Below are 20,119 nucleotides of genomic sequence, written 5' to 3'. Positions count from 1 at the left end.
TCAAGTGATTAATGGAGTTGGAACATGGTCAAGAAGCAGGTGAAAGTGATGATTACAGCGAGGGAAAAGCTAATTACCGCTGGTAAAAATTTGTTTATTAAAAGAGGTTATAACCGAGTTACAACCCGGGCGATTGCGGACCATGCTGAGGTAAACATTGCCTTGATTAACTATTACTTTGGCGATAAAGCTGGGCTGTTTGAAGCGGTGTTTCGCGAAGTTGCAGCTCCTTTACTGAGTTTGCTTGAAGGAGCTCAAAGGTCACAACAGCGGGAATTATCACCGCTCATTTTAACTCAGTTTATAGAGCGCTACTTTCAAGTCATGAGCCAGCATCCAACATTACCTAAGATCATTTTTATGGCACTACATGATACGCACTCTATAGAGCATGAAATTATAAAAAAGATTTTCTTTGAGCACGTAGAAATAGGGAGCAGTGCATTACACTCGACCTTTCAAAAGCTTTCTCCAGCAGCGCCCATTCGTGTTGAGTGGTTGTTGTTAACCTGTCTTAGTTTGTCGGCATTTCCTTTTCTAGTACCACCTTTGATGCAGCCGTTACTTGGTTTAGAAAACTCAGATATTGAGCAATGGCAGGCCCTTGGCAAACATCAGCAAGCTATTTTTAACGTTTTTCTATCTCAGATCATCGAACGGGACGCATCATGAAAACACTATTTTATATCCTTAGTTTTATCTTACTGACGCTGTTGGCTGGCTGCTCTGAGCCTAATAGCAAAATCTTCGGTATTATTGAGCGCCCTCAAGTACAGATCAGCAGCCCATCAGGAGAGATGTTAATTGAGTTGATGGTAAAGCGCGGTGATAAAGTGGTTAAGGGACAGGCACTGGCAAAAATAGACGACATAGTTCAGCAACAACAGGTTCATGCCATTGAGCAGCAAATTATACGCCTACAAGCTCAATATCAATTGCTGCTCTCAGGTGCTCGAATAGAGCAAGTCAAACAAGCAAAAGCAAGGGTGCATGCAGCGCAGGCCGTATGGCGCGAAGCTCAGCGGCAACTTGCTCGCCAGCGACAGTTAATTAAAGACGAGTTGACCTCTCAAGATAAAGTTGATGCAGCCTCAGCTTATGTTGAGTCGACGCTCGGAGCGTTGCAAGAGGCTCAAGAGCGTTTGAAAGAGCTTGAAAATGGCACGAGAGAGGAGACAATTGAGCAAGCAAAAATTGCAATATCAGAAGCGCAAACACAGCTTGTTATCGCCAAAAAGCAGCTTGCCGATCTCACCCTAAAAGCGCCCAGATCCGGGGTCGTCGAAGATTTACCTTGGCTTGTTGGTGAGCGTCCCGTTAAAGGCGCTCCGATTATTCTGCTAGCGGCCGATGATCAAACACTCGCACGGCTTTACCTACCGCAAACACAGCTAGCTAAAGTCTCTTTGGGAAGTGTTCTAAATGTGCATGTAGATGGTAGTGATAAAAGTCTAAAGGGCACCGTCAGCTACATTAGCCAAAGCGCAAGTTTCACGCCTTACTTTGCCTTGTCACAAGAGGAGAGAGCACGTTTGATGTATGTGGTGGAAGTTGAACTCACTGATAAAGTGACTGCCCCTTCAGGCACGCCTGTATGGATGGAGCTGCCACTATGACCAAGGAGGTAGTGATCCAAAGTTCAGGTTTGGGTAAACGGTTTAACGATTACTGGGCTGTGTCTGATTTAGAACTCACCGTAAAACAAGGTGAAATTTACGGCTTTCTTGGGCCGAATGGCTGCGGAAAATCAACCACAATCCGTATGCTGACTGGGCTGTTAACCCCAACCACAGGCCAGGTCAGTATCATGGGCAAAAATGTGCAGGAACATGGTGAAAGCTTGCGAAATCGACTTGGCTATATGACGCAAAAATTTTCCTTATACGAGTCGTTAAGTGTGCTTGAGAATCTTGAATTTGTAGCAAAAATTTATGGTCTGTCACGCAGAGATGTTAAACGTAGAGTGGCGGAACTGCTACAAGAATATCAATTAGAGGATAAAAAGTCTGTGCTGTCTGGGGCCTTAAGTGGTGGACAAAAGCAACGTCTTGCCCTTGCAGCTGCGGTTATTCATAAACCAGAATTACTATTTTTAGATGAGCCAACGTCAGCGGTTGACCCTGAAAACCGTCGTGCATTTTGGGAGCAGCTATTTAGTTTAAGCGCGCAAGGCAGACGATTTTGGTGTCCACCCATTATATGGACGAGGCAGAGCGTTGTCACCGCCTTGCTATCTTAGAGCAAGGTATAAAGCGGGCTGATGATAGCCCCATCGCATTGATGGAGCAGCTTAAGGTCTCTGTCTGTGAAGTGATGGGTGACGACGTGGCGGAATTAAAAGCTCGTCTAGCTTCATTGCCAAGTGTGATTTCCGTCTCCCAGATAGGAGCTCGTCTTAGGGTGTTGATAAACAAAAAAGAATCACAGCCTCTGGCGTTATTACACCGTTATGCTGGAAGCGGTTACGAAGTGGCTTTTGTTCGCCCTAATCTAGAGGATGTGTTTGTGACGAGCACGGGGAGGGGTTATGCTGAGCTTGCGTAGATTAAACGCCATTGTCAGTAAAGAGTTTATGCAGCTGGCACGCGACCGCATTACCTTCGCGATGATCGTGATGTTGCCATTGGCGCAGCTATTGCTATTCGGCTATGCAATTAATACCGATGTGAGGCATGTTTCTGCGGGTATTGTCGATTTTAGCCAGACTTACCAATCTAGACAATTGATCCAAACTGCAGCCAACACTCAAGTTGTTGACTTTAAGGGCCATTATGATTCAGTTTTAGCGGCTGAACAGGCAATTACATCAGGCAAAGTAAATACTATATTAGTTATTCCTGCTGACTTTGTCCGTCGACAACTCAATCGTGATTATCACCTAAAGGGCCATAAGGTGGGCAATAGTACGGCTCAAAATAGTGTGGCGCAGTGGTTAATTGATGGCTCCGACCCGTTATTAAGTGGTGCAGTAGCTGGACTCAGTAATCTACCAATAAGTATCAAAAGGTTACCTATACCTGCATTACCAGACCCTGCTTTTTCTCTGCAAAATTACTTCAATCCAGAGAAGCGTTCGTCAGTTAATATTATTCCAGGCTTAATTGCGATCATACTAACTATGACGATGATCTTATTCACCTCCTCAGCACTGGTTAGAGAGCGTGAACAAGGTAATATGGAGTTTCTAATTACTACACCAGTTCGGCCAACAGAGCTGATGTTAGGTAAAATCTTACCTTATATCTTTGTTGGTTTTATTCAAATGGCGATAATACTATTTTTAGGACATTGGTTATTTGATGTACCGCTAAACTTTGATATGCCAAGTTTACTTATCGTGACCCTGTTGTTTATCACCGCAAGCCTTACATTAGGACTGTTGATCTCAACCAAAGCCAAAAACCAGTTACAAGCGATGCAAATGACGGTTTTTGTGTTACTACCGGCAATATTGCTATCTGGATTTATGTTCCCATTTGCAGCGATGCCTAGGGCGGCGCAATACCTTGCAGAGATTTTACCTGCCACTCATTACGTTCGTGCAATTCGAGCAGTGGTACTTCGAGGCGCCCACTTTAGCGATTTGTATTTTGATTTACTCTGTTTGGTCGTCTTTAGTGTGATTGGCTTTATGATTGCGACGATGCGCTTTAAAAAGCGGTTAGATTAGTTGTACAAGATAGCAGGTACTTATAATTTACAACTAAGTTTTATTTTAAAAGGAAAATTTTGATGGACTTGCAATCTCTCGCCGTGTTTGCGGTGGCGTGTCTCGCGATTAACCTCATTCCCGGTCCAGATGTGATCTATATTGTGTCCAACACAATGAAAGGCAAAATGTCAGCAGGGCTAAAGGCTGCGCTGGGTTTAGGCACAGGCTATTTCGTTCATACTATTGCCGCTTGTTTAGGATTGTCAGCGATTATTTTGAGCTCAGCTTTCGCGTTTAGTGTGGTGAAATGGCTCGGCGCTGTTTACCTAGTTTATTTGGGTGTTCAGTCGTTATTATCAATGTGGCGTGGCGATAGCCAACTGCAGTTAAAGCAAACCGAGGTTGCAGCAGGCAACGTCTTTATGCAGGGGGTATTAGTGAGTGTTTTAAACCCTAAAGTGGCGCTGTTTTTCCTATCTTTTTTACCACAATTTGTTGACCTTTCAGCACAGTCCACCTCGCTGCAAATTTTAATGCTCGGCATGTTGTTTAGTGCCTTGGCGACACTTTGTAACTTGATCTACGCGGTAGCCGGAAGCTGGCTATTCAATCGTCCTAATGCTAAGCGGTACTCTCGTGCACTTGAAGGTGTCTCGGGCATATTGCTGCTGGGGTTGGCTGGAAAAGTTATCGCGAGCGAGAAGTAGAGTAGTCAAGGGTGACCAAACAAGGTAAACCAATGTAGTAGAGTTACACGTGGAAAAGTCTAAAATCTGGAAAGACAAGTCTGTTGAGGGTGTCGAGCTTTTATCAGCACAATATACTAAGTTTGAGTTTGCCAAACATTGGCATGATGAATTGGCCATCGGTGTGATAGAAGAAGGTGCTGAAGGTATTCTCTATGGCGGGCAAAAGTTAATTGTGCCTAAACATCACGTTGTTGCTATCAACCCTGCCGAGATGCATACCGGATTCCCTGGTGTACCAAGTGGATGGCGCTATTGAATCTTTTATTTTTATATCGCATCTTTTATGGATTAAAGCAGGCGATTTGTTGGCGCGAGTGTCGAATGACCCAAATTATAATAAATGGTTGAATCGGTTTTACGGCGGCTGTTTGTATCTGGTCGCGGCTTGGTTAATTTTCGATAATGAAATTTGGCTCGAAGGTTTGATCTGAGCAAAAATAAAGGCTTCTAAATAGAAGCCTTTATTTGTATACAAGTAATAGGGTGATTACATCACTCGCATGCCAGGCTGTGAGCCCTCGTCTGGATTCAAAATGTAAATTTCTTTACCACCTGGACCTGCTGCTAAAACCATACCTTCTGACATACCAAAGCGCATCTTACGAGGCTTTAGGTTTGCAACCATTACAGTCAGCTTGCCGATAAGATCTTCAGGTGCGTAAGCAGACTTAATACCAGCAAACACTTGGCGTGTTTCGCCACCTAAATCAAGGGTCAATTTAAGTAGCTTGTCAGCTCCTTCAACATGCTCTGCGTTAGCAATTTTTGCAACACGAAGGTCAACTTTGGCGAAGTCATCAAACTCAATTTCTGCTGCAATTGGCTCTTTGGCAAGCGGACTATTTGGGTCTGCTTCCACTGACTGGCCACCCACTTTCTTTTCAAGGCTTTCTTTAGAAGACTCGATCATCGCATTGACTTTGTCTAGTTCAACACGTTGCATTAGGGCCTTGAACTTATTGATTTCATGGCTTACAAGTGGCGCATCAATCGCTTCCCAAGTAAGTTCAGTGTTTAAGAAAGCTTCTACATTTTTTGCCATACCTGGAAGGATAGGCTTCAAGTAAGTGAGTAATACGCGGAAAAGGTTAAGACCCATAGAGCAAACATGATGCGCACGCTCAAGCGTTTCTTCATTTTTCGCAAGCACCCAAGGTGCTTCGGCATCAATAAATTGGTTTGCTTTATCTGCAAGGGTCATGATCTCGCGTACCGCACGGCTGTATTCGCGGTTTTCAAAATGTGTCGCGATTGAACCCTTTGCAGCAACGAAGCTGTTTAGTAACGCTTCATCCATAACTGAGCTGCTTAGCTTGCCATCAAACTTTTTAGTAATAAATCCAGCACAGCGGCTAGCGATGTTTACCACCTTACCTACTAAATCTGAGTTTACGCGTGCTGCGAAATCTTCTAGATTGAGATCTAAATCTGTAACGCCGCTATTTAGCTTTGCAGCGTAGTAATATCTTAAATACTCAGGATCTAAATGCTCAAGATAGGTGCGAGCTTTTACAAAGGTGCCTTTTGATTTAGACATTTTTGCGCCATTCACGGTCACAAAGCCGTGAGCAAATACGTTATTTGGCTTACGGAAATTAGCGCCATCTAGCATTGCAGGCCAAAATAAGCTGTGGAAATAGATGATATCTTTACCGATAAAGTGATAAAGCTCTGCGTCAGAGCCTTCGCCCCAAAACTCATCAAAGTTTAAGCCCTGCTTATCACAAAGGTTTTTAAAGCTTGCCATGTAACCGATTGGTGCATCCAACCAAACATAGAAATACTTGCCAGGTGCGCCTGGGATTTCAAAACCAAAGTAAGGGGCATCACGGCTGATATCCCATTGCTGTAAGCCATCGGCAAACCATTCGTCAAGCTTGTTTGCCATTTCAGATTGCAAACTACCTGAGCGTAGCCAGGTTTTCAGCATGTCTTCAAACGCAGGTAAGTCAAAGAAATAATGTTCCGAGTCTTTTAAGATTGGCGTTGCACCAGACATCACAGACTTTGGCTCAATCAATTCTGTTGGGCTGTAGGTTGCACCACAAGCATCACAGCTGTCGCCATTTTGATCTTCAGACTTACAAGTTGGGCAAGTACCAGTTACAAAACGGTCTGGTAGGAAAATGCTTTTCTCAGGGTCAAATAGCTGTGAAATTGTACGCTTTTTAATATAACCTTTTTCGTCTAAACGAGTGTAAATAAGCTCGCTTAGCTCACGGTTTTCGTCACTGTGTGTACTGTGATAATTATCGAACTCAATATTAAAGTCAGCAAAGTCACGTTGACGCTCAATGCTCACCTGCTTAACCATTTCTTCAGGTGTAATACCTTGTTTCTGGGCATTTAGCATGATTGGCGTGCCATGAGCATCATCTGCACAGACATAGTAGGCCTCATGACCTTGTAACTTCTGGAAGCGAGCCCAAATATCGGTTTGAATATATTCTAGCAAGTGACCTAAATGCGTTGGGCCATTTGCATACGGTAATGCACTGGTAATGAGAATTTTTCTCTTCGTCATAACGATTCCATGAATTTAGCGCGATCTTTCTAAATGATGGTGTTGAATTGGTTGATTATTCACCGAATTGGCACTCGAAAGCACAAGTGCGAGAGGTGACTTACCCTTGTTCAGACCATGAACCGCGAATTGACTGGTTTTAATGAGTTGAATGTTACATAATTCCGTGGCTATTTTCATCACCCAGAGGAGTTTAATTTGTATGTTTGGACTGGAAAAATGGTTTGCCAAAGGAAAAAACACCAAACAGGCGATAATTGAGCTTTTAAGTGGCTATCGCAGTGCGGCATTACCAGTAGGTATTGATGCCAATTGGGTCATCAAAACGCAAGAGTCAAAAACACAAATCCAAGTACATATTAATTTCCCGTTTGCTATTCAATGTGATCAAGAAATTGCCAGTTATCTGCAGCAACACTTAGGTAAGCCAATTGAGGTTATATCAAAAATAGTCGTTGTCGGCAGGCCAAAGTTTAAAGCCATTAAACATATTATACTCGTCGCATCAGGTAAGGGTGGTGTGGGTAAATCAACCACAGCGGTTAACTTAGCTTATGGATTACGGAGCCAAGGAGCAAAAGTTGGTATACTCGATGCTGATATATATGGGCCTTCGTTGCCAAGCTTACTTGCCCTTGAAGACAAAAAGCCTCAGGCGAAAGACGACAAAACGCTACTACCGATTGAAAAATCCGGATTAAAAGCCATGTCCATCGGCTTTTTGGTTCCAGCTGAGGATGCCACAGTGTGGCGCGGGCCAATGGCTTCCCAAGCGCTTACTCAACTGTTAAACGAAACTGATTGGGGCGAGTTGGATTATCTTATTGTCGATATGCCGCCTGGAACGGGAGACATCCAACTTACCATGACGCAAAAAGTGCCGGCTAGTGGTGCGGTGATCGTCACCACACCACAAACATTGGCTTTGGCGGATGCTCAAAAAGGTATTGCGATGTTTGAGAAAGTGCAGCTTCCGATTTTAGGTTTGGTTGAGAACATGAGTTACTTTAATTGTGAGCAATGCGGCAGTCGCAACCACATTTTTGGCCACTCTGGAGGTACCACATTGGCCAGTCGTTATGGTGTGCCTTTACTTGCAGAAGTGCCACTCAATGACAAAATCAGAACAGCGACAGAGCATGGGGCTGACATCATTACTGCGAGTCGAGAGGCAAATTCAGAAAATAGGACTGACAATCATCACGTAGCAGATCACTATGTTGACTGTGCCCAACTGGTTGCCAGTATGTTATATTATCAATCAGACTCAACATCGGGTGTTGAGATTGTGATGACGGAAGATTAAGAATGAGATTATCGGATACCCATATTCGAGAAGCGATTGAACAACAACGCATAATCATTGAACCTACCCCTAAACCGGATATGATTTCTGGGGTTACTGTGGATTTAAGACTGGGTAACAAATTTCGGGTGTTTCAGGACCATGCCGCTCCATATGTTGATCTTAGTGGTCCAAAAGATCAGATCAATGCCGCGATGGAATCCATCATGAGTGATGAGATAGTGTTAGAAGATGGCCAAGCTTTTTTCTTACACCCAGGTGAGCTTGCCCTTGCAATGACCTATGAAAAGGTTACGCTACCTGCTGATCTTGTTGGTTGGTTAGATGGCCGCTCGTCGTTAGCACGACTTGGATTAATGGTTCACGTTACCGCCCACCGGATAGATCCTGGCTGGTCTGGTAACATCGTATTAGAGTTTTACAACTCAGGTAAATTGCCCTTAGCACTGAGACCGAATATGAAAATAGGTGCAATGAGTTTTGAAACCATGACCAGCGCCGCTGAATTCCCCTACAATGAAAGAAAAGACGCGAAATATAAAGATCAAAACAGCGCCATTGCTTCGCGTATAAGTGATGATAGCTAATACCCAAGTCTGTATTAGTGGTTGTTGATATAAAGTTTAGGCGAGTAGGCTGCTAAGTGTTGGCTTGGGCCTAAATTTTATACTCATGTAATATCTGTTTTTACAATTTACTTCACAATCCTCTTATTACACTCAGTGTTCACCACGCTTTTGCTAGAAGCATAACGATTTAAATTCAATATTATTTTTGCATTTACTTTGATCCAAACCATACTTACGGATAGTGACGTTCGAATAGAAACTCTGTGTTTAGCAGCTTTTGTTTACTCATTGAATGTAGGTAAGGATCTCATTCGGGGCTGTGAAAGCTGGGCAGTAACTGCATCAGCATTTTGCAGCCTAATCATGCTAGGCTGATGGCTTTGAGCGTATTTAAAAATGTGCACGAGTAATACGGTTTGTTTTATTACTTGATCCATTTGAGGGAGTGATTCTGATATTAACTGGGTTCAAAGTTTTTCATTTAGAACAAATAAATAGAAAATTTTTGCCTAGCTATCGACAAGGTTTTCTCGTTTAAAATAGATCACTTAATTAAGCCAGTTGGTATAACTCACCATAAAGTGAAGCAAGGAGAATAGGTATGTGGCTTAGCATTGTTAGGTACGCCACACTGATGCTCGCTACTATTTATGGCGTACTTGCAATTGCAGCTACTACTGCGGTTGAGCATGCGCCAGAAGCAACAGTTGTAAAGCCGACTCTATCTGTAGGCTACGGCGATGCTTCCCGTGCTAATTTCTCGCCGATTGAAGGGGCGGTATTGATCCCCAAAGGGGTAGATGTTTGGCTTCGGGTATCGGGTTTCAGTGATGGACAGGGAACTGATCTGGTCCTAAGCGTAGAGCGTCCTTCGCTTGGAACTGTGGAATTTTTCATGCAAAGCGATGATGGTAGTTTGCTGGTACTTGATGAGCAAAGTATCAGTGCATCACTGTCTCATTTCTCACCTCACTTATTGCTGCATGGCGACTATGGTGACAACCCCATATTTGTTCGGATCCAGTCACCGTATGCCTCGGTATCAAAGACCGATATTTTACCTTACGAAACATATATTGAAGAGACAAACGTACATCTGTTTTTAACAGGGATTTTTTTGGGCACAATCTGCTTGCTGAGTGTTTTTATGCTCAGTACTGGCATGATCTCTAGGCGAGCAAGCCTACTTTCCGTTGGTGGTTACTTGCTGTCTTTAGCTTTGCTGTATATTACTCATAAAGGGTTAGCAGATGTTTTTTTAGATCATGAGAATGGAAGTCGATTTGTGCATTACAGCGGTAGTTTTGTTTGCTTTGCACTTGGCTTTTGTTTGCTGTTTTTCCATCACTTTTTAACTAAGAATAGACTGTCACGAAATTTGCGTGTTGGAATTAAAGTAACTGCTAACATTTACCTACTCAGTGGTGTGATAGTTGCCTTTGCGAGAGCTGATTTACCCTTTGCTTTGCAGTCAATCATGGTGATTGGTGCAATTGCGTTGAGTGCCGCCATTTTGGCTGGCCAAGATAAGGATAGCCGTAAAGAGGTATATTTTTGCTGTGCCATTTGGTCTCCAATGGTGGCTATTTTAATCGGGTTTGCTGCGAGCCAACTGATTCGACCAAGTGAGTACATTTCGATAGTAAATCATGCTTTGGTTAGCCTTCACCTTTTGTTTTTGCTCCTGTTTGTGGTGTGGCACGATGCTGAAAAGCGACGCATGTACATTCATTATTCAGAGTTTGATAAAGAAACAGCATTGCCCAATAAATTTGCTCTGTTTGGTGCCCTTGCGAGACTGGAAGAACAACACAAAGCGCACACATTGCTACTTTTTAAGCCTTTGATATTACCCTCTATTAGACTAAGTTTTGGTTTAACATTTGCCAATCAACACATCAGTAAACTGTTCAAAGAAGTGTCAGAGCAAATTAATACGTATGGTAGCGCTGCGGTTGCAAATAAAGGAGAAACGCCAATTTATCGGCTCGAAGACCAAGTATTTGCAATTGTATTAGATGGTAAAATTGAAGTGAGCCAAGTTGAGCAATATGTGTGTATTTTATCCTCGGTATTTGAAGAGGGAATTGGCTATAAAGATACAAAAATTGTCGATAGTCTTGAGGTGGGGGTCGCTAATTACCCCATGCATGCCAAAACGATGGAAAAACTCGTACAACGAGCGTTGCAAGCACTGAATACCAAATCTCAGAACGGACAGCGATGGCATTTATTTGACGCCGAAAGCTCTATATCGACCGAGCGCCAACTAAAGCTGACTTCGTTTCTTAAAAGTGCCGTAGAACATGAGCAATTTAGCTTGTTCTTTCAGCCCCAAGTGGACTTGAGAACGGGGAGAGTCTTTGGTTCGGAAGTATTACTTCGCTGGCTACACCCTGAACTTGGTTACATACCCCCCGATGAATTTATCCCTATTGCAGAGTCGTCAGGACAAATCTATGAAATAACTGAGTGGGTAATGGAACATGCTCTGCACTATCAGGCCGAGATCACTAAGTTGCTACCGGAACATGTGATTTCAATTAATGTCTCTGGGCGTGATTTAAACCGTAGAGAGCTATCTGTGCAACTTATCACGTTAATAAATGAGCTCTCATTGGCACCGTCTCAGATTATGATTGAGATCACAGAGTCGGTGACAATAGGTAAGGAAGCTGAATTAAAAGGGGTCCTTGATGATTTTCGATCAATAGGAGTCAAAGTTGCAATAGACGACTTTGGCACAGGTTATTCATCTTTGGCGTATTTGAGTAAGTTAGGTTTTGATGAACTCAAAATAGATAAAAGCTTTGTTATGGATATTGAAACGTCAAAGAGCAATCAGACTATTTGTAAAGCAACATGCGATATGGCCCACAGTCTTGGCTCAAAGGTGGTTGCCGAAGGCGTTGAAGATATAAACAGCTATATTCGTCTACAAGCTTATGGGTGTGACTTTGCCCAAGGTTATTTTATTTCTCGTCCTTTGCCTTTTGTTGAATTTAAGAGTTGGCTCGATAAGGTTAACTCGACATCCGATATAAAATCTTTCCTAGTTCGCTAAAGTATTGCAGTATCGAGTCTGCACAACGCGACCGGTGTGAACCATGAGGGTAGATCCCTAACTGCTCTTGTTCTGAGCCTTTTATACCATCAACTAAAAATGAATTTGAAATGTTCGTGTGGTAGGCGATCACCGCTTCAAACATGCGGGCGCTGAGCTCTTCGGGAAGCGCGTAATATACTTGCTTGTTAGCCTTGTCTGCCACAGTGGCGATGTGAAAATACTGGTTGGGCTTATCTCTATTCTCTGTGAGAAATGCGGTAGCATAAAAGTCAGCTAATATCTGATTCAAAGGGTGTGCAATCGTGTCTGGCGACAGTAGCCAGGCTGAAGAGGCAAAAGGCTTTTGAGGCTTTGGGATCAAATGTTGGCAAATATAATGGTCGAATGCATGCCACCATTCGTGTGCTAGTGCGCCGCCACCGGCATTTTTTGCCAGTGCAAGCGTTCTTGTGTTCGATGCATAATGTGCCTGTACACCTTGCTGGCCACCGGTCCCAAACGCAAAATTAAGTGTGCCCCGAAGGCCAATAACACTAGGAGGGACTTGAAGGATTTGCGCCAGATCAGCCAGTGCATCATAGATTAAGTTTGCCGATAAGCGGATCTCCTCAGGTGTTACCCAACTGCCAATTGTCATGGTCTTGAAGCCGAATGTTTGCTTGATTTCACTAAAATCCACTTGATCACCAAAGCGATAATCTGGGCCTTGGCGAGTATATCCTCGCTGTAATCTTGAAAACTTCATACTGCGTTCCTGTTATACCAGTTGGTACTACTAGTATCTTGCCTTTACATCGGCTGGCATTAACTTCATTTGCTCTTTAACCATACCGGCTTGTAACTGATAAAGTGCTGAAGTATCACAACTATCGGCAATGTCGAGGAACTGTGCAGCAGCCTCTAACGTCGACAAGCTGTATTTATGTTTTGATTTGCGTATGGTGTATTCGCTTGCATGACAGGTATCAAATTTAAAACTAGGTAGTGCATGTAACCATTGGTTTAACTGGTATAGTTTCGTTGCCTTTTTCCACGTTCCATCCAAGACGATGATGGCATCTAGCTTAACAGTGCCATTATTGTTGCTGATTAGCGTATGGGCCTGGTCATTCGGGTAGAGAAGGGCTACGCGCTGATCAGCACAGCGTGTTCTCAGGGCGTTGAAGTCGCTTTCATTTTCCCCGATGTAAATAGTCACATTACTCAGTTGTAAGGAAAGTAGTTTGGCAGTATTTTTTGCTACTTTTACTTCGCTTGGGTGCTGCATAACGATAATATCAATGGCGTTTTCGATCATCGGGCCGATATAGGAACAAACGCAGGTATTAAGAGGAAATTGACAAGCTGAACAGGTATTACGCTTCATTATTAATAAGCTGTTTTTAAATTTAGTGTATATTTTATCATATCTCGCCCGCATTTACTTTGCACAAGAAACCAGATTTAGCTAGCATAAGTAATAGAATATTAAATTTAAGGAAAATTATGAGCATCGTAATAGATGAAGGTGCCCTAGAGAACATGCAAATGCTACTGGGGGAGCAATTCGAAGATACGGTCCATTTTTGCTGTTCCGAATTTGAACGATTAGAGTCGGAGTTGATGTTAAGCTTAAATCAAGATCAAGAAGCGGCGATCCGCCATGCCCATAGCTTGAAATCAAATGCTGCTCAATTTGGTGCATCAAGCTTAAGTGAATTGGCGAAGACTATTGAACATGCGCTAATTGAAGGAAAACAGGAAATAGTCGATGACTGCGTTGAAAAGTTAGCGGCTCAGGTAGCGGGCTCTAAAGCAAAGCTACAGCAGTGGCTCAGCGTTCAGTCGTAAAGTCGGTGACTCATCAGTTAGCAGTGAAAGGTCGTGTAAACGGCCTTTTTGGTTTTTGGGCTTTCAAAAAACTTAGTTGTTGCGTACTTGAAAGATAAACAGGCTCTAGGGCCTGTTGCTCTTTCAAGTTTGTTTTTGCAGCAGTTTGATTGCCATTTATACAAGGCAAAGCCTGTGTAGCATAGTTATTCTATGTGAGTCAGGCGATAAAGACTTTATGCTCCTGCAAAGTCACCTTACCCCACATCCTTGTGGGGCAACACAGAAGAAATGCCAATCAAGCGCTGCCCTTTGGGTTCCCCTGAGTGCGCTTTGTTCATTGTTGCTCAACTTTTGCTTAGATTACTAGGCGGCAAGTCGAGCGCCGCGACCAAAACCCACTCAGGGGAACAAAAATCAAAAAGCAAAGGTCAACAGGCCCTAGTATCTTAGCGTTATTTTCCAAGCAAACAAAAAGTTATCACAAGCATAGAATTTATCTGTCATTGTGATATATGCTTGAGGAAAATGAGGGGGTTATAGATGCTACAAATAACAAAAAGTAATAAGCTCAACGGGGTGAGCTACGATATTCGTGGTCCGGTGTTGGACCAAGCTAGAAAAATGGAAGATGAGGGCATGAAAGTCCTCAAACTAAACATTGGCAATCCAGCCGCTTTTGGTTTTGATATGCCAGAAGATATGCATCGGGACATAATCAAAAATTTATACTCGGCGCAAGGATACTGTGATTCAAAAGGCCTTTACTCCGCACGCGTTGCGGTTTATCAGTATTACCAGCAAAAGAATTTTCCTAATATCAGTGTTGATAATATCTTTATCGGCAATGGTGTCAGCGAGCTGATTCAAATGACAGCCCAAGCTTTATTAAATGATGGCGACGAAGTGCTTATTCCTGCTCCTGATTACCCTCTTTGGACCGCCGCCGTAAAATTGTCTGGCGGTAATCCCGTGCATTATCTTTGTGATGAGCAGCAAGATTGGTTTCCAGATATTGAGGATATCAAAAGTAAAATTACGAGTCGTACAAAAGCATTGGTGTTGATCAATCCCAATAATCCCACAGGGGCGGTGTATGACAAGGCATTACTTGAGGCGTTGATAGATATTGCCAGAGAGCACAAACTATTGTTGTTAAGTGATGAAATTTACGAGAAAATTCTTTACGACGACGCAGAGCACTTTTCTATTGCAAGCTTATGCGATGATATTCCTGTTATCACTTTTAACGGGCTTGCCAAAACCTATCGAGCGGCGGGGGTTCGCATGGGTTGGATGGTAATTAGTGGTAAACACTCGGTGATGCAAGACCTAATTACAGGTCTAGAAATGCTGGCTTCTATGCGCTTGTGTGCCAATGTGCCTGCACAGTTTGCGATTCAACAAGCCTTGGGGGGTATTCAGTCTATCGACCAACTTATAGAACCTGGCGGGCGGCTTTATGAGCAGCGTGATATTGCCTTTAAAGGCCTCAATGATATTGAGGGGATCAGTTGCGTGAAGCCAAAAGGTGCGCTGTATGCCTTCCCAAAAGTTGACATTAAGCGTTTCAATATTAAAAACGATGAGCGGATGGTGCTTGACCTACTCAAAGAGGAGAAGATCTTGTTGGTACATGGACGAGCATTCAACTGGCCAACTGCAGATCACTTTAGATTGGTGTTTTTGCCACACAAAGATGATTTACAACCAGCGATGGAACGAGTAAAAAGGTTTTTTGGTCACTACAATCAGTGAAGGCCGCAATATAATACCAACTAGTTTTACAGGTTGGGTATAAAATAAAAAAGCTCGGAAGATAAAAATCCCGAGCTTTTTTGTGGGCTAGTAAATTGTTATCGCAATTGGTATTGCTTACTGAGTATTAGACTTCAGCGCTGCGACGGCATGTTGTTTATCATCCGCGTCTTTTTTAAACCATTTACGGCCAAGTCGTTTGATATCTTCCAATGCCACATATTGGCATGGAATTAATACTAGGGTGATCACGGTTGCAAACAGCACCCCGAACGCTAGTGAGACAGCCATTGGGATAACGATTTTAGCCTGCAAGCTAGTCTCCATGATGATAGGTACAAGGCCAATAAAAGTCGTCAGTGATGTCAGCAGGATTGCTCTAAAACGCTTACATCCTGCCTCTACAGCGGCTTCTTTCAGATTCATGCCCGCTTCACGCGCCTTGTTGACAAAATCAACCATGACGAGCGAGTCATTAACCACAACACCGGCAACAGCGATGATACCGAAGAAAGACAAACTACTCATGGTCATTCCCAATACCATGTGACCGAACACCGCGCCAACTACGCCAAATGGGATCACAGACATGATAATCAGCGGCTGTGAATAAGAGCGTAGTGGTATGGCTAACAAGGCAAAGATAATCATTAACGATAGTGCGAAGTCGCGGATCTGCTCTGCGACACTCTCCATTTCTTCTTGTACACGGCCTGCCACTGCACTTTGCACTCCAGGGTAATTCTTAAGTAAGCTTGGTAGATATTCATCTCGAATTTGCTTTGCAATCTCAAATGGCTGTGCCACTTCAGTATCAACAGAGGCCCAAACATTGATGGTTCGTTTTGCGTTTTCACGACGAATACGATTGACGCCATCAACTAGTTTCACATCGGCTACTTCAACGAGCGGTACCTCTGCTCCTTGCGGTGTTAAAATACGCACATCTTGAATATCACTGATGGCATCACGATGCTCTTTTGGGTAGCGGATCATGACTTTAATTTCTTCGCCATCACGTAAGATACGTTGTGCCTCAAGACCGTAGTAGCTAAAGTTTACCTGAGAAGCGACATCAGCCAAGGTTAACCCCAAACTATAGGCTAACGGTTTTAGTTCTAACTGGACTTCGTCTGTTGCTGATTGCATAGAATCATTGATATCACCCACACCTTCTATAGTCGCTAGCTTTTCTTTGAGTTGGGCGGCCACTTCACGTAGTTCGTGTTTATTTTTTCCTTCTAGTCTAAAGCTGATATCTCCATCATCACGTCCACCATTCATAATGCTGTCTTGAATGTTTAATGATTTTACACCCGGTAGCGCAGGCATCGCATCGCGCCAGCGAGCGCTGAGTGCAAAAGTATCGATTGGGCGAGCATCAGGCTCAACTAATATCACCATGATATCGGCGTTTGTACGACCGTTCATGTTTACCATGTAGTCACGGATCATCTTTTGGCCATACTCAGCTTCAATTTCTTTATCTACATTCAGCACCATTTGTTCAATTTTCTGAATAGAATCGAGCGTGGCGTTTTCTGATGATGACAGGTTCATATCAATCGAGATGCGTGGGAAATCATGAGGAATTTTAGGATTAGCCACGAACTTCACCAAACCACCGGCGAACATCCCTGCACTGACGATAAGAATAGTTAAAAAGCCAACAATAACGGTATAGCGATAATGAATACAACGGCCAATAAAAGGTCGATAGATATTTTCTACAAATGACTGTAAACCACCATCCATTTTCTCTCTTAGGCGATGGAACGGGTTTTTAGGATTACTCGGTTTGTCTTTCATTGCGGCTAAGTGCGCAGGTAGTACCAACTTAGACTCAACTAACGAGAACAATAAGCAAAGGATTATTACACCGCCAATGGCTTTTGAGAACGCTGCAGTAGGGCCTGTTGCTAAGGTTTGTGGTAGGAACGCAGCTACCGTCGTAAGTACCCCAAAGGTAGCGGGAATAGCAACGCGCTTTACGCCTCGCACTACATTATCAAGGCTATGTCCGTGCTTTTCAATTTCGGCGTGGGCGGACTCACCAACGACTATCGCATCGTCCACCACAATCCCTAGTACCAAGATAAAGGCAAAAAGAGAAGCTAAGTTGATGGTGACGTCTAAAAAGCCCATTGGCATCATTAAAAATGCACCCAAAAAGCTCACAGGCAAGCCCATCATAACCCAAAACGCCAAACGTACACGTAAGAATAGGGCAAGCATCAACATAACCAGTACACCACCTAATGCCATATTTTCCAGCATCATATTGAGACGGCCATTTAAATAATAGGTTAGGTCAATAAATGGCTCTAACTCAACGCCTTGAGGTAGAGATGCTTGTTTTGAATCAAGGTAATTCTTGATGACACTGGCAACCTTTGTGATATCTTGATCTTTCGATGCACTGACTTCAAAGACTAGCGAATTTTTACCATTATATTTGGAGTATTGTAGGCCCTCTTCAAACCCGTCATTGATCGTTGCGACGTCACCTAAACGAACCTGAGCACCATCTGGTAAAGTGAGTAACGGTAATTTTCTAAACTCATCGCCTCTATAAGCCTGATTTTCAACTCGCATTGAGATATAGCCATTTTCAGAGCGAATTTGCCCCGCGGACATATTTGCAGAAAAGTTTCTTACGGCATCTGAAACAGCTCTAAAGCTCAGACCATATTCGCGCATCTTATCTGGGCTTATCTCGATTGAAATCTCGTAATCTAGTCCACCATCGAAGCGCACCAAGTTTACCCCTGGTAACGATAACATCTCCTCGTGAATACGATTGCCAAGCTCTTTTAAGTCGTGAGGACTTAATTCACCATTGAGTGACAGCCACATGACCTCTTGAGTGGCTTTGTCGTGACGAACAATCGGGCGTTCCATTCCAGAAGGAAAAGTAGAAACAGCATCTACTTGCATTTTAACTTCGTCGAGGACTTCTTTGGTATTGTACTGCTCGTCTACTTCAATCCAAGTTTGTGAATAGCCTCGGTTAGAATAGGTGATCAGTCGTTTAATCCCTTCGAGTCCCTCCATGGATTCCTCGATTTTAATGGTGATCCCTTCTTCTACTTCTTGTGGAGCGGCGCCTGGATACACAGCTTGGACACTGATCCAATTGCTGTTGTATTGAGGGAACATTTGCTTACGAATAGAAAACGCGGTAAGCAAGCCACCGACAATAATGAAAATCATTAGTAAGTTTGCGGCCACTGGGTTTCGTGCAAACCAAGCGATTAAGCCTTTTTCTGTACTTTGCATCAGAATTACTCCTCTTTAAGCGCTAACTGTGTGTTAGCACCTTGACTTGGAGTATCGTCGGTACGCAATTGCATTCCTTCAGAAGGGTAGTCAAGGGCTGAGGTAATGAGCTGTTGTCCGGCTTCAATGCCATTGTCAACAACAACCATCCCGTTATATTCACGGATAATATTAAGCTTCTTATAGCTTAACTGATGATTCTCATCCAATGTGGCGACCTGGCCATCTTTAACCAGGTGGTGTGGGATCATAGTTGCGTTTTGAACCTGTAAGCCTTGAACGTCGGCATTAATGTATGCACCAAACCGGAGCGGCTTGGCTTGGTTACTATATGGTTGTTCAACTTGTGCAACCAGATAGGTCATGCGGCTTTTGTTATCGATCACGCCTTCACTACGCACAATTTTGCCTTTCCAACTCATTGGTTGGCCCGCCACTTCGGCCGTCAATACCACATCAGTACCTACACCTTGTTGCGGTAAAAACTTAAGCTCGTTATCAGCAACTGGTAAACGCACTTCAGCAACCGAAATTGCATTCAGTTTTCCAAAGCCGTTGCCTGGGTTGACGACACTGCCTAGGCTGACTGAGCGTGACTCTATGATGGCATCATAGGGGGCTTTAATATATGTACGTTCAAGATTGCGGTTTGCACGCTTCACGGCAGCTTGGGCGGCTTTATAGCGTGCTAGTTTTTCTGCCAATTGTGGTTTTCTTAAATACAACTCAGAAGGAATTTTTTCGTTTGCGTTGGCCGTTATTCTTTGCCACTCGGCTTTTGCTACTTGTACTTGCGCTTGCTCGATTTCCAATGCAGAGCTGGCTTGTGCCAAAGCGGCTTCGGCTTCAATTAAGGCTGCTTCGTAATCATTAGGGTCGATACGTGCCAATACGTCACCTTCTTTGACAAATCCACCTTTGACAAATTTATCTGACAACGAGATCACTTGACCGCTAACTTGGGCGACCAGCTCAGTGCTGTACTTGGGTGTTACGATGCCATACGACGAGACATTGAGTCGTATTGGGGAAACTTCAATGGATTGAACCTGAACAAGAGGGTGTACCACTTCTTCTGGTTTTTCCTCTGGTGGTTTTTTCATTGCAGACATAGCAACAGCTGCTGCTATTCCTACCGATAAAACGGCAATGGGGAGAATAATTTGTTTTTTACTAGCCACGTTAAAATCCTTCCTGTTGAATGATTTCTAATGTTTGAGTTAGACGGCGCTCAAACACTGATATGGTAAAGAATACGCGAATAGTTATGTCGAGGTGTTTAAATCTAGCCTGAATATGTAACAAAGCTTTGCGTACCTAAATTTACCGTTACATTCTTAAACTTGACGGAGGCTTGTACGTGTTGGTGATTTTTCGATAAAATGCACAATTGAGACTAAAAGCGG

General features: G+C 43.4%; 15 protein-coding genes and 1 pseudogene. 11 read left to right on the top strand and 5 right to left on the bottom strand.

The window, feature by feature from the left end; translation table 11 throughout:
* The first annotated feature begins 24 nt into the window (after positions 1–24).
* The 6 genes and pseudogenes from CEX98_RS08370 to CEX98_RS08345 all read left to right on the top strand — a co-directional run bounded on the left by CEX98_RS08370 (position 25) and on the right by CEX98_RS08345 (position 4,657).
* Positions 25–672 (top strand): TetR/AcrR family transcriptional regulator, encoded by a 648-nt coding sequence (locus tag CEX98_RS08370; RefSeq protein ID WP_099641631.1) that lies wholly within the window; start codon positions 25–27, stop codon positions 670–672.
* The gene (locus CEX98_RS08365; RefSeq protein WP_099641630.1) at positions 669–1,616 is read left to right on the top strand and encodes an HlyD family secretion protein; all 948 of its coding nucleotides are present in this window, start codon (positions 669–671) and stop codon (positions 1,614–1,616) included. Before CEX98_RS08370 ends, CEX98_RS08365 begins: the two co-directional genes overlap by 4 nt.
* Positions 1,613–2,544, top strand: a pseudogene (locus CEX98_RS08360) (ABC transporter ATP-binding protein). The gene CEX98_RS08365 and the pseudogene CEX98_RS08360 overlap by 4 nt, the downstream one beginning before the upstream one ends.
* Positions 2,528–3,670 (top strand): ABC transporter permease, encoded by a 1,143-nt coding sequence (locus tag CEX98_RS08355; protein WP_099641629.1) that lies wholly within the window; start codon positions 2,528–2,530, stop codon positions 3,668–3,670. The pseudogene CEX98_RS08360 and the gene CEX98_RS08355 overlap by 17 nt, the downstream one beginning before the upstream one ends.
* Positions 3,671–3,732: 62 nt before the next feature.
* Positions 3,733–4,359 carry a LysE family translocator gene (locus CEX98_RS08350; RefSeq protein ID WP_099641628.1) on the top strand — a complete coding sequence of 209 codons (627 nt, stop codon included), beginning with the start codon at positions 3,733–3,735 and terminating at the stop codon, positions 4,357–4,359.
* Between the two features lie 49 nt (positions 4,360–4,408).
* Positions 4,409–4,657: an AraC family ligand binding domain-containing protein gene (locus CEX98_RS08345; protein ID WP_242441664.1), complete on the top strand. Its 249-nt coding sequence runs from the start codon at positions 4,409–4,411 to the stop codon at positions 4,655–4,657.
* Between the two features lie 231 nt (positions 4,658–4,888).
* Here CEX98_RS08345 and metG read toward each other — a convergent pair whose 3' ends face one another.
* Positions 4,889–6,925, bottom strand: a complete 2,037-nt coding sequence (gene metG / locus CEX98_RS08335; protein ID WP_099641627.1) for a methionine--tRNA ligase — start codon at positions 6,923–6,925, stop codon at positions 4,889–4,891.
* A gap of 202 nt (positions 6,926–7,127) precedes the next feature.
* Here metG and CEX98_RS08330 point away from each other — a divergent pair, with 202 nt between their 5' ends.
* From CEX98_RS08330 to CEX98_RS08320, 3 genes are all read left to right on the top strand, one after another.
* Complete coding sequence (locus CEX98_RS08330; RefSeq protein ID WP_099641626.1) at positions 7,128–8,231, top strand: Mrp/NBP35 family ATP-binding protein; 1,104 nt, start codon at positions 7,128–7,130, stop codon at positions 8,229–8,231.
* Between the two features lie 2 nt (positions 8,232–8,233).
* Positions 8,234–8,818 carry a dCTP deaminase gene (dcd, locus tag CEX98_RS08325; protein ID WP_099641625.1) on the top strand — a complete coding sequence of 195 codons (585 nt, stop codon included), beginning with the start codon at positions 8,234–8,236 and terminating at the stop codon, positions 8,816–8,818.
* A gap of 583 nt (positions 8,819–9,401) precedes the next feature.
* Complete coding sequence (locus tag CEX98_RS08320; protein WP_099641624.1) at positions 9,402–11,864, top strand: EAL domain-containing protein; 2,463 nt, start codon at positions 9,402–9,404, stop codon at positions 11,862–11,864.
* On the opposite strand, the gene CEX98_RS08315 is transcribed toward CEX98_RS08320, so the two are convergent.
* Together CEX98_RS08315 and CEX98_RS08310 are read right to left on the bottom strand one after the other, a co-directional pair.
* Positions 11,824–12,612 carry a CLCA_X family protein gene (locus CEX98_RS08315; protein WP_099641623.1) on the bottom strand — a complete coding sequence of 263 codons (789 nt, stop codon included), beginning with the start codon at positions 12,610–12,612 and terminating at the stop codon, positions 11,824–11,826. The genes CEX98_RS08320 and CEX98_RS08315 overlap by 41 nt on opposite strands.
* A gap of 30 nt (positions 12,613–12,642) precedes the next feature.
* A complete protein-coding gene (locus tag CEX98_RS08310) occupies positions 12,643–13,233 on the bottom strand; it encodes a tRNA-uridine aminocarboxypropyltransferase (RefSeq protein ID WP_099641622.1) in 591 nt (196 codons plus the stop codon).
* 119 nt (positions 13,234–13,352) lie between these two features.
* Here CEX98_RS08310 and CEX98_RS08305 point away from each other — a divergent pair, with 119 nt between their 5' ends.
* Together CEX98_RS08305 and CEX98_RS08300 are read left to right on the top strand one after the other, a co-directional pair.
* Positions 13,353–13,697: an Hpt domain-containing protein gene (locus CEX98_RS08305; protein WP_099641621.1), complete on the top strand. Its 345-nt coding sequence runs from the start codon at positions 13,353–13,355 to the stop codon at positions 13,695–13,697.
* A gap of 522 nt (positions 13,698–14,219) precedes the next feature.
* Positions 14,220–15,434: a pyridoxal phosphate-dependent aminotransferase gene (locus CEX98_RS08300; RefSeq protein ID WP_099641620.1), complete on the top strand. Its 1,215-nt coding sequence runs from the start codon at positions 14,220–14,222 to the stop codon at positions 15,432–15,434.
* 117 nt (positions 15,435–15,551) lie between these two features.
* Here the strand turns inward: CEX98_RS08300 and CEX98_RS08295 are convergent, their stop codons facing one another.
* Entirely contained in the window at positions 15,552–18,713 is a 3,162-nt protein-coding gene (locus CEX98_RS08295; protein WP_172439738.1) for an efflux RND transporter permease subunit, read from the bottom strand.
* Between the two features lie 5 nt (positions 18,714–18,718).
* Positions 18,719–19,894 carry an efflux RND transporter periplasmic adaptor subunit gene (locus tag CEX98_RS08290; protein WP_099641618.1) on the bottom strand — a complete coding sequence of 392 codons (1,176 nt, stop codon included), beginning with the start codon at positions 19,892–19,894 and terminating at the stop codon, positions 18,719–18,721.
* Between the last annotated feature and the right edge of the window lie 225 nt (positions 19,895–20,119).

The sequence above is a fragment of the Pseudoalteromonas piscicida genome (assembly GCF_002744175.1).
Lineage (GTDB): Bacteria > Pseudomonadota > Gammaproteobacteria > Enterobacterales > Alteromonadaceae > Pseudoalteromonas > Pseudoalteromonas piscicida_B.
Note: the sequence above shows the minus strand (reverse complement) of the source record. Positions and strands in the feature narration are given on the sequence as shown.

Coding starts and splice junctions, on each gene's coding strand:
- CEX98_RS08370 (WP_099641631.1), top strand. CDS start 25: ATGGTCAAGAAGCAGGTGAAAGTGATGATTACAGCGAGGGAAAAGCTA.
- CEX98_RS08365 (WP_099641630.1), top strand. CDS start 669: ATGAAAACACTATTTTATATCCTTAGTTTTATCTTACTGACGCTGTTG.
- CEX98_RS08355 (WP_099641629.1), top strand. CDS start 2,528: ATGCTGAGCTTGCGTAGATTAAACGCCATTGTCAGTAAAGAGTTTATG.
- CEX98_RS08350 (WP_099641628.1), top strand. CDS start 3,733: ATGGACTTGCAATCTCTCGCCGTGTTTGCGGTGGCGTGTCTCGCGATT.
- metG (WP_099641627.1), bottom strand. CDS start 6,925: ATGACGAAGAGAAAAATTCTCATTACCAGTGCATTACCGTATGCAAAT.
- CEX98_RS08330 (WP_099641626.1), top strand. CDS start 7,128: ATGTTTGGACTGGAAAAATGGTTTGCCAAAGGAAAAAACACCAAACAG.
- dcd (WP_099641625.1), top strand. CDS start 8,234: ATGAGATTATCGGATACCCATATTCGAGAAGCGATTGAACAACAACGC.
- CEX98_RS08320 (WP_099641624.1), top strand. CDS start 9,402: ATGTGGCTTAGCATTGTTAGGTACGCCACACTGATGCTCGCTACTATT.
- CEX98_RS08315 (WP_099641623.1), bottom strand. CDS start 12,612: ATGAAGTTTTCAAGATTACAGCGAGGATATACTCGCCAAGGCCCAGAT.
- CEX98_RS08310 (WP_099641622.1), bottom strand. CDS start 13,233: ATGAAGCGTAATACCTGTTCAGCTTGTCAATTTCCTCTTAATACCTGC.
- CEX98_RS08305 (WP_099641621.1), top strand. CDS start 13,353: ATGAGCATCGTAATAGATGAAGGTGCCCTAGAGAACATGCAAATGCTA.
- CEX98_RS08300 (WP_099641620.1), top strand. CDS start 14,220: ATGCTACAAATAACAAAAAGTAATAAGCTCAACGGGGTGAGCTACGAT.
- CEX98_RS08295 (WP_172439738.1), bottom strand. CDS start 18,713: ATGCAAAGTACAGAAAAAGGCTTAATCGCTTGGTTTGCACGAAACCCA.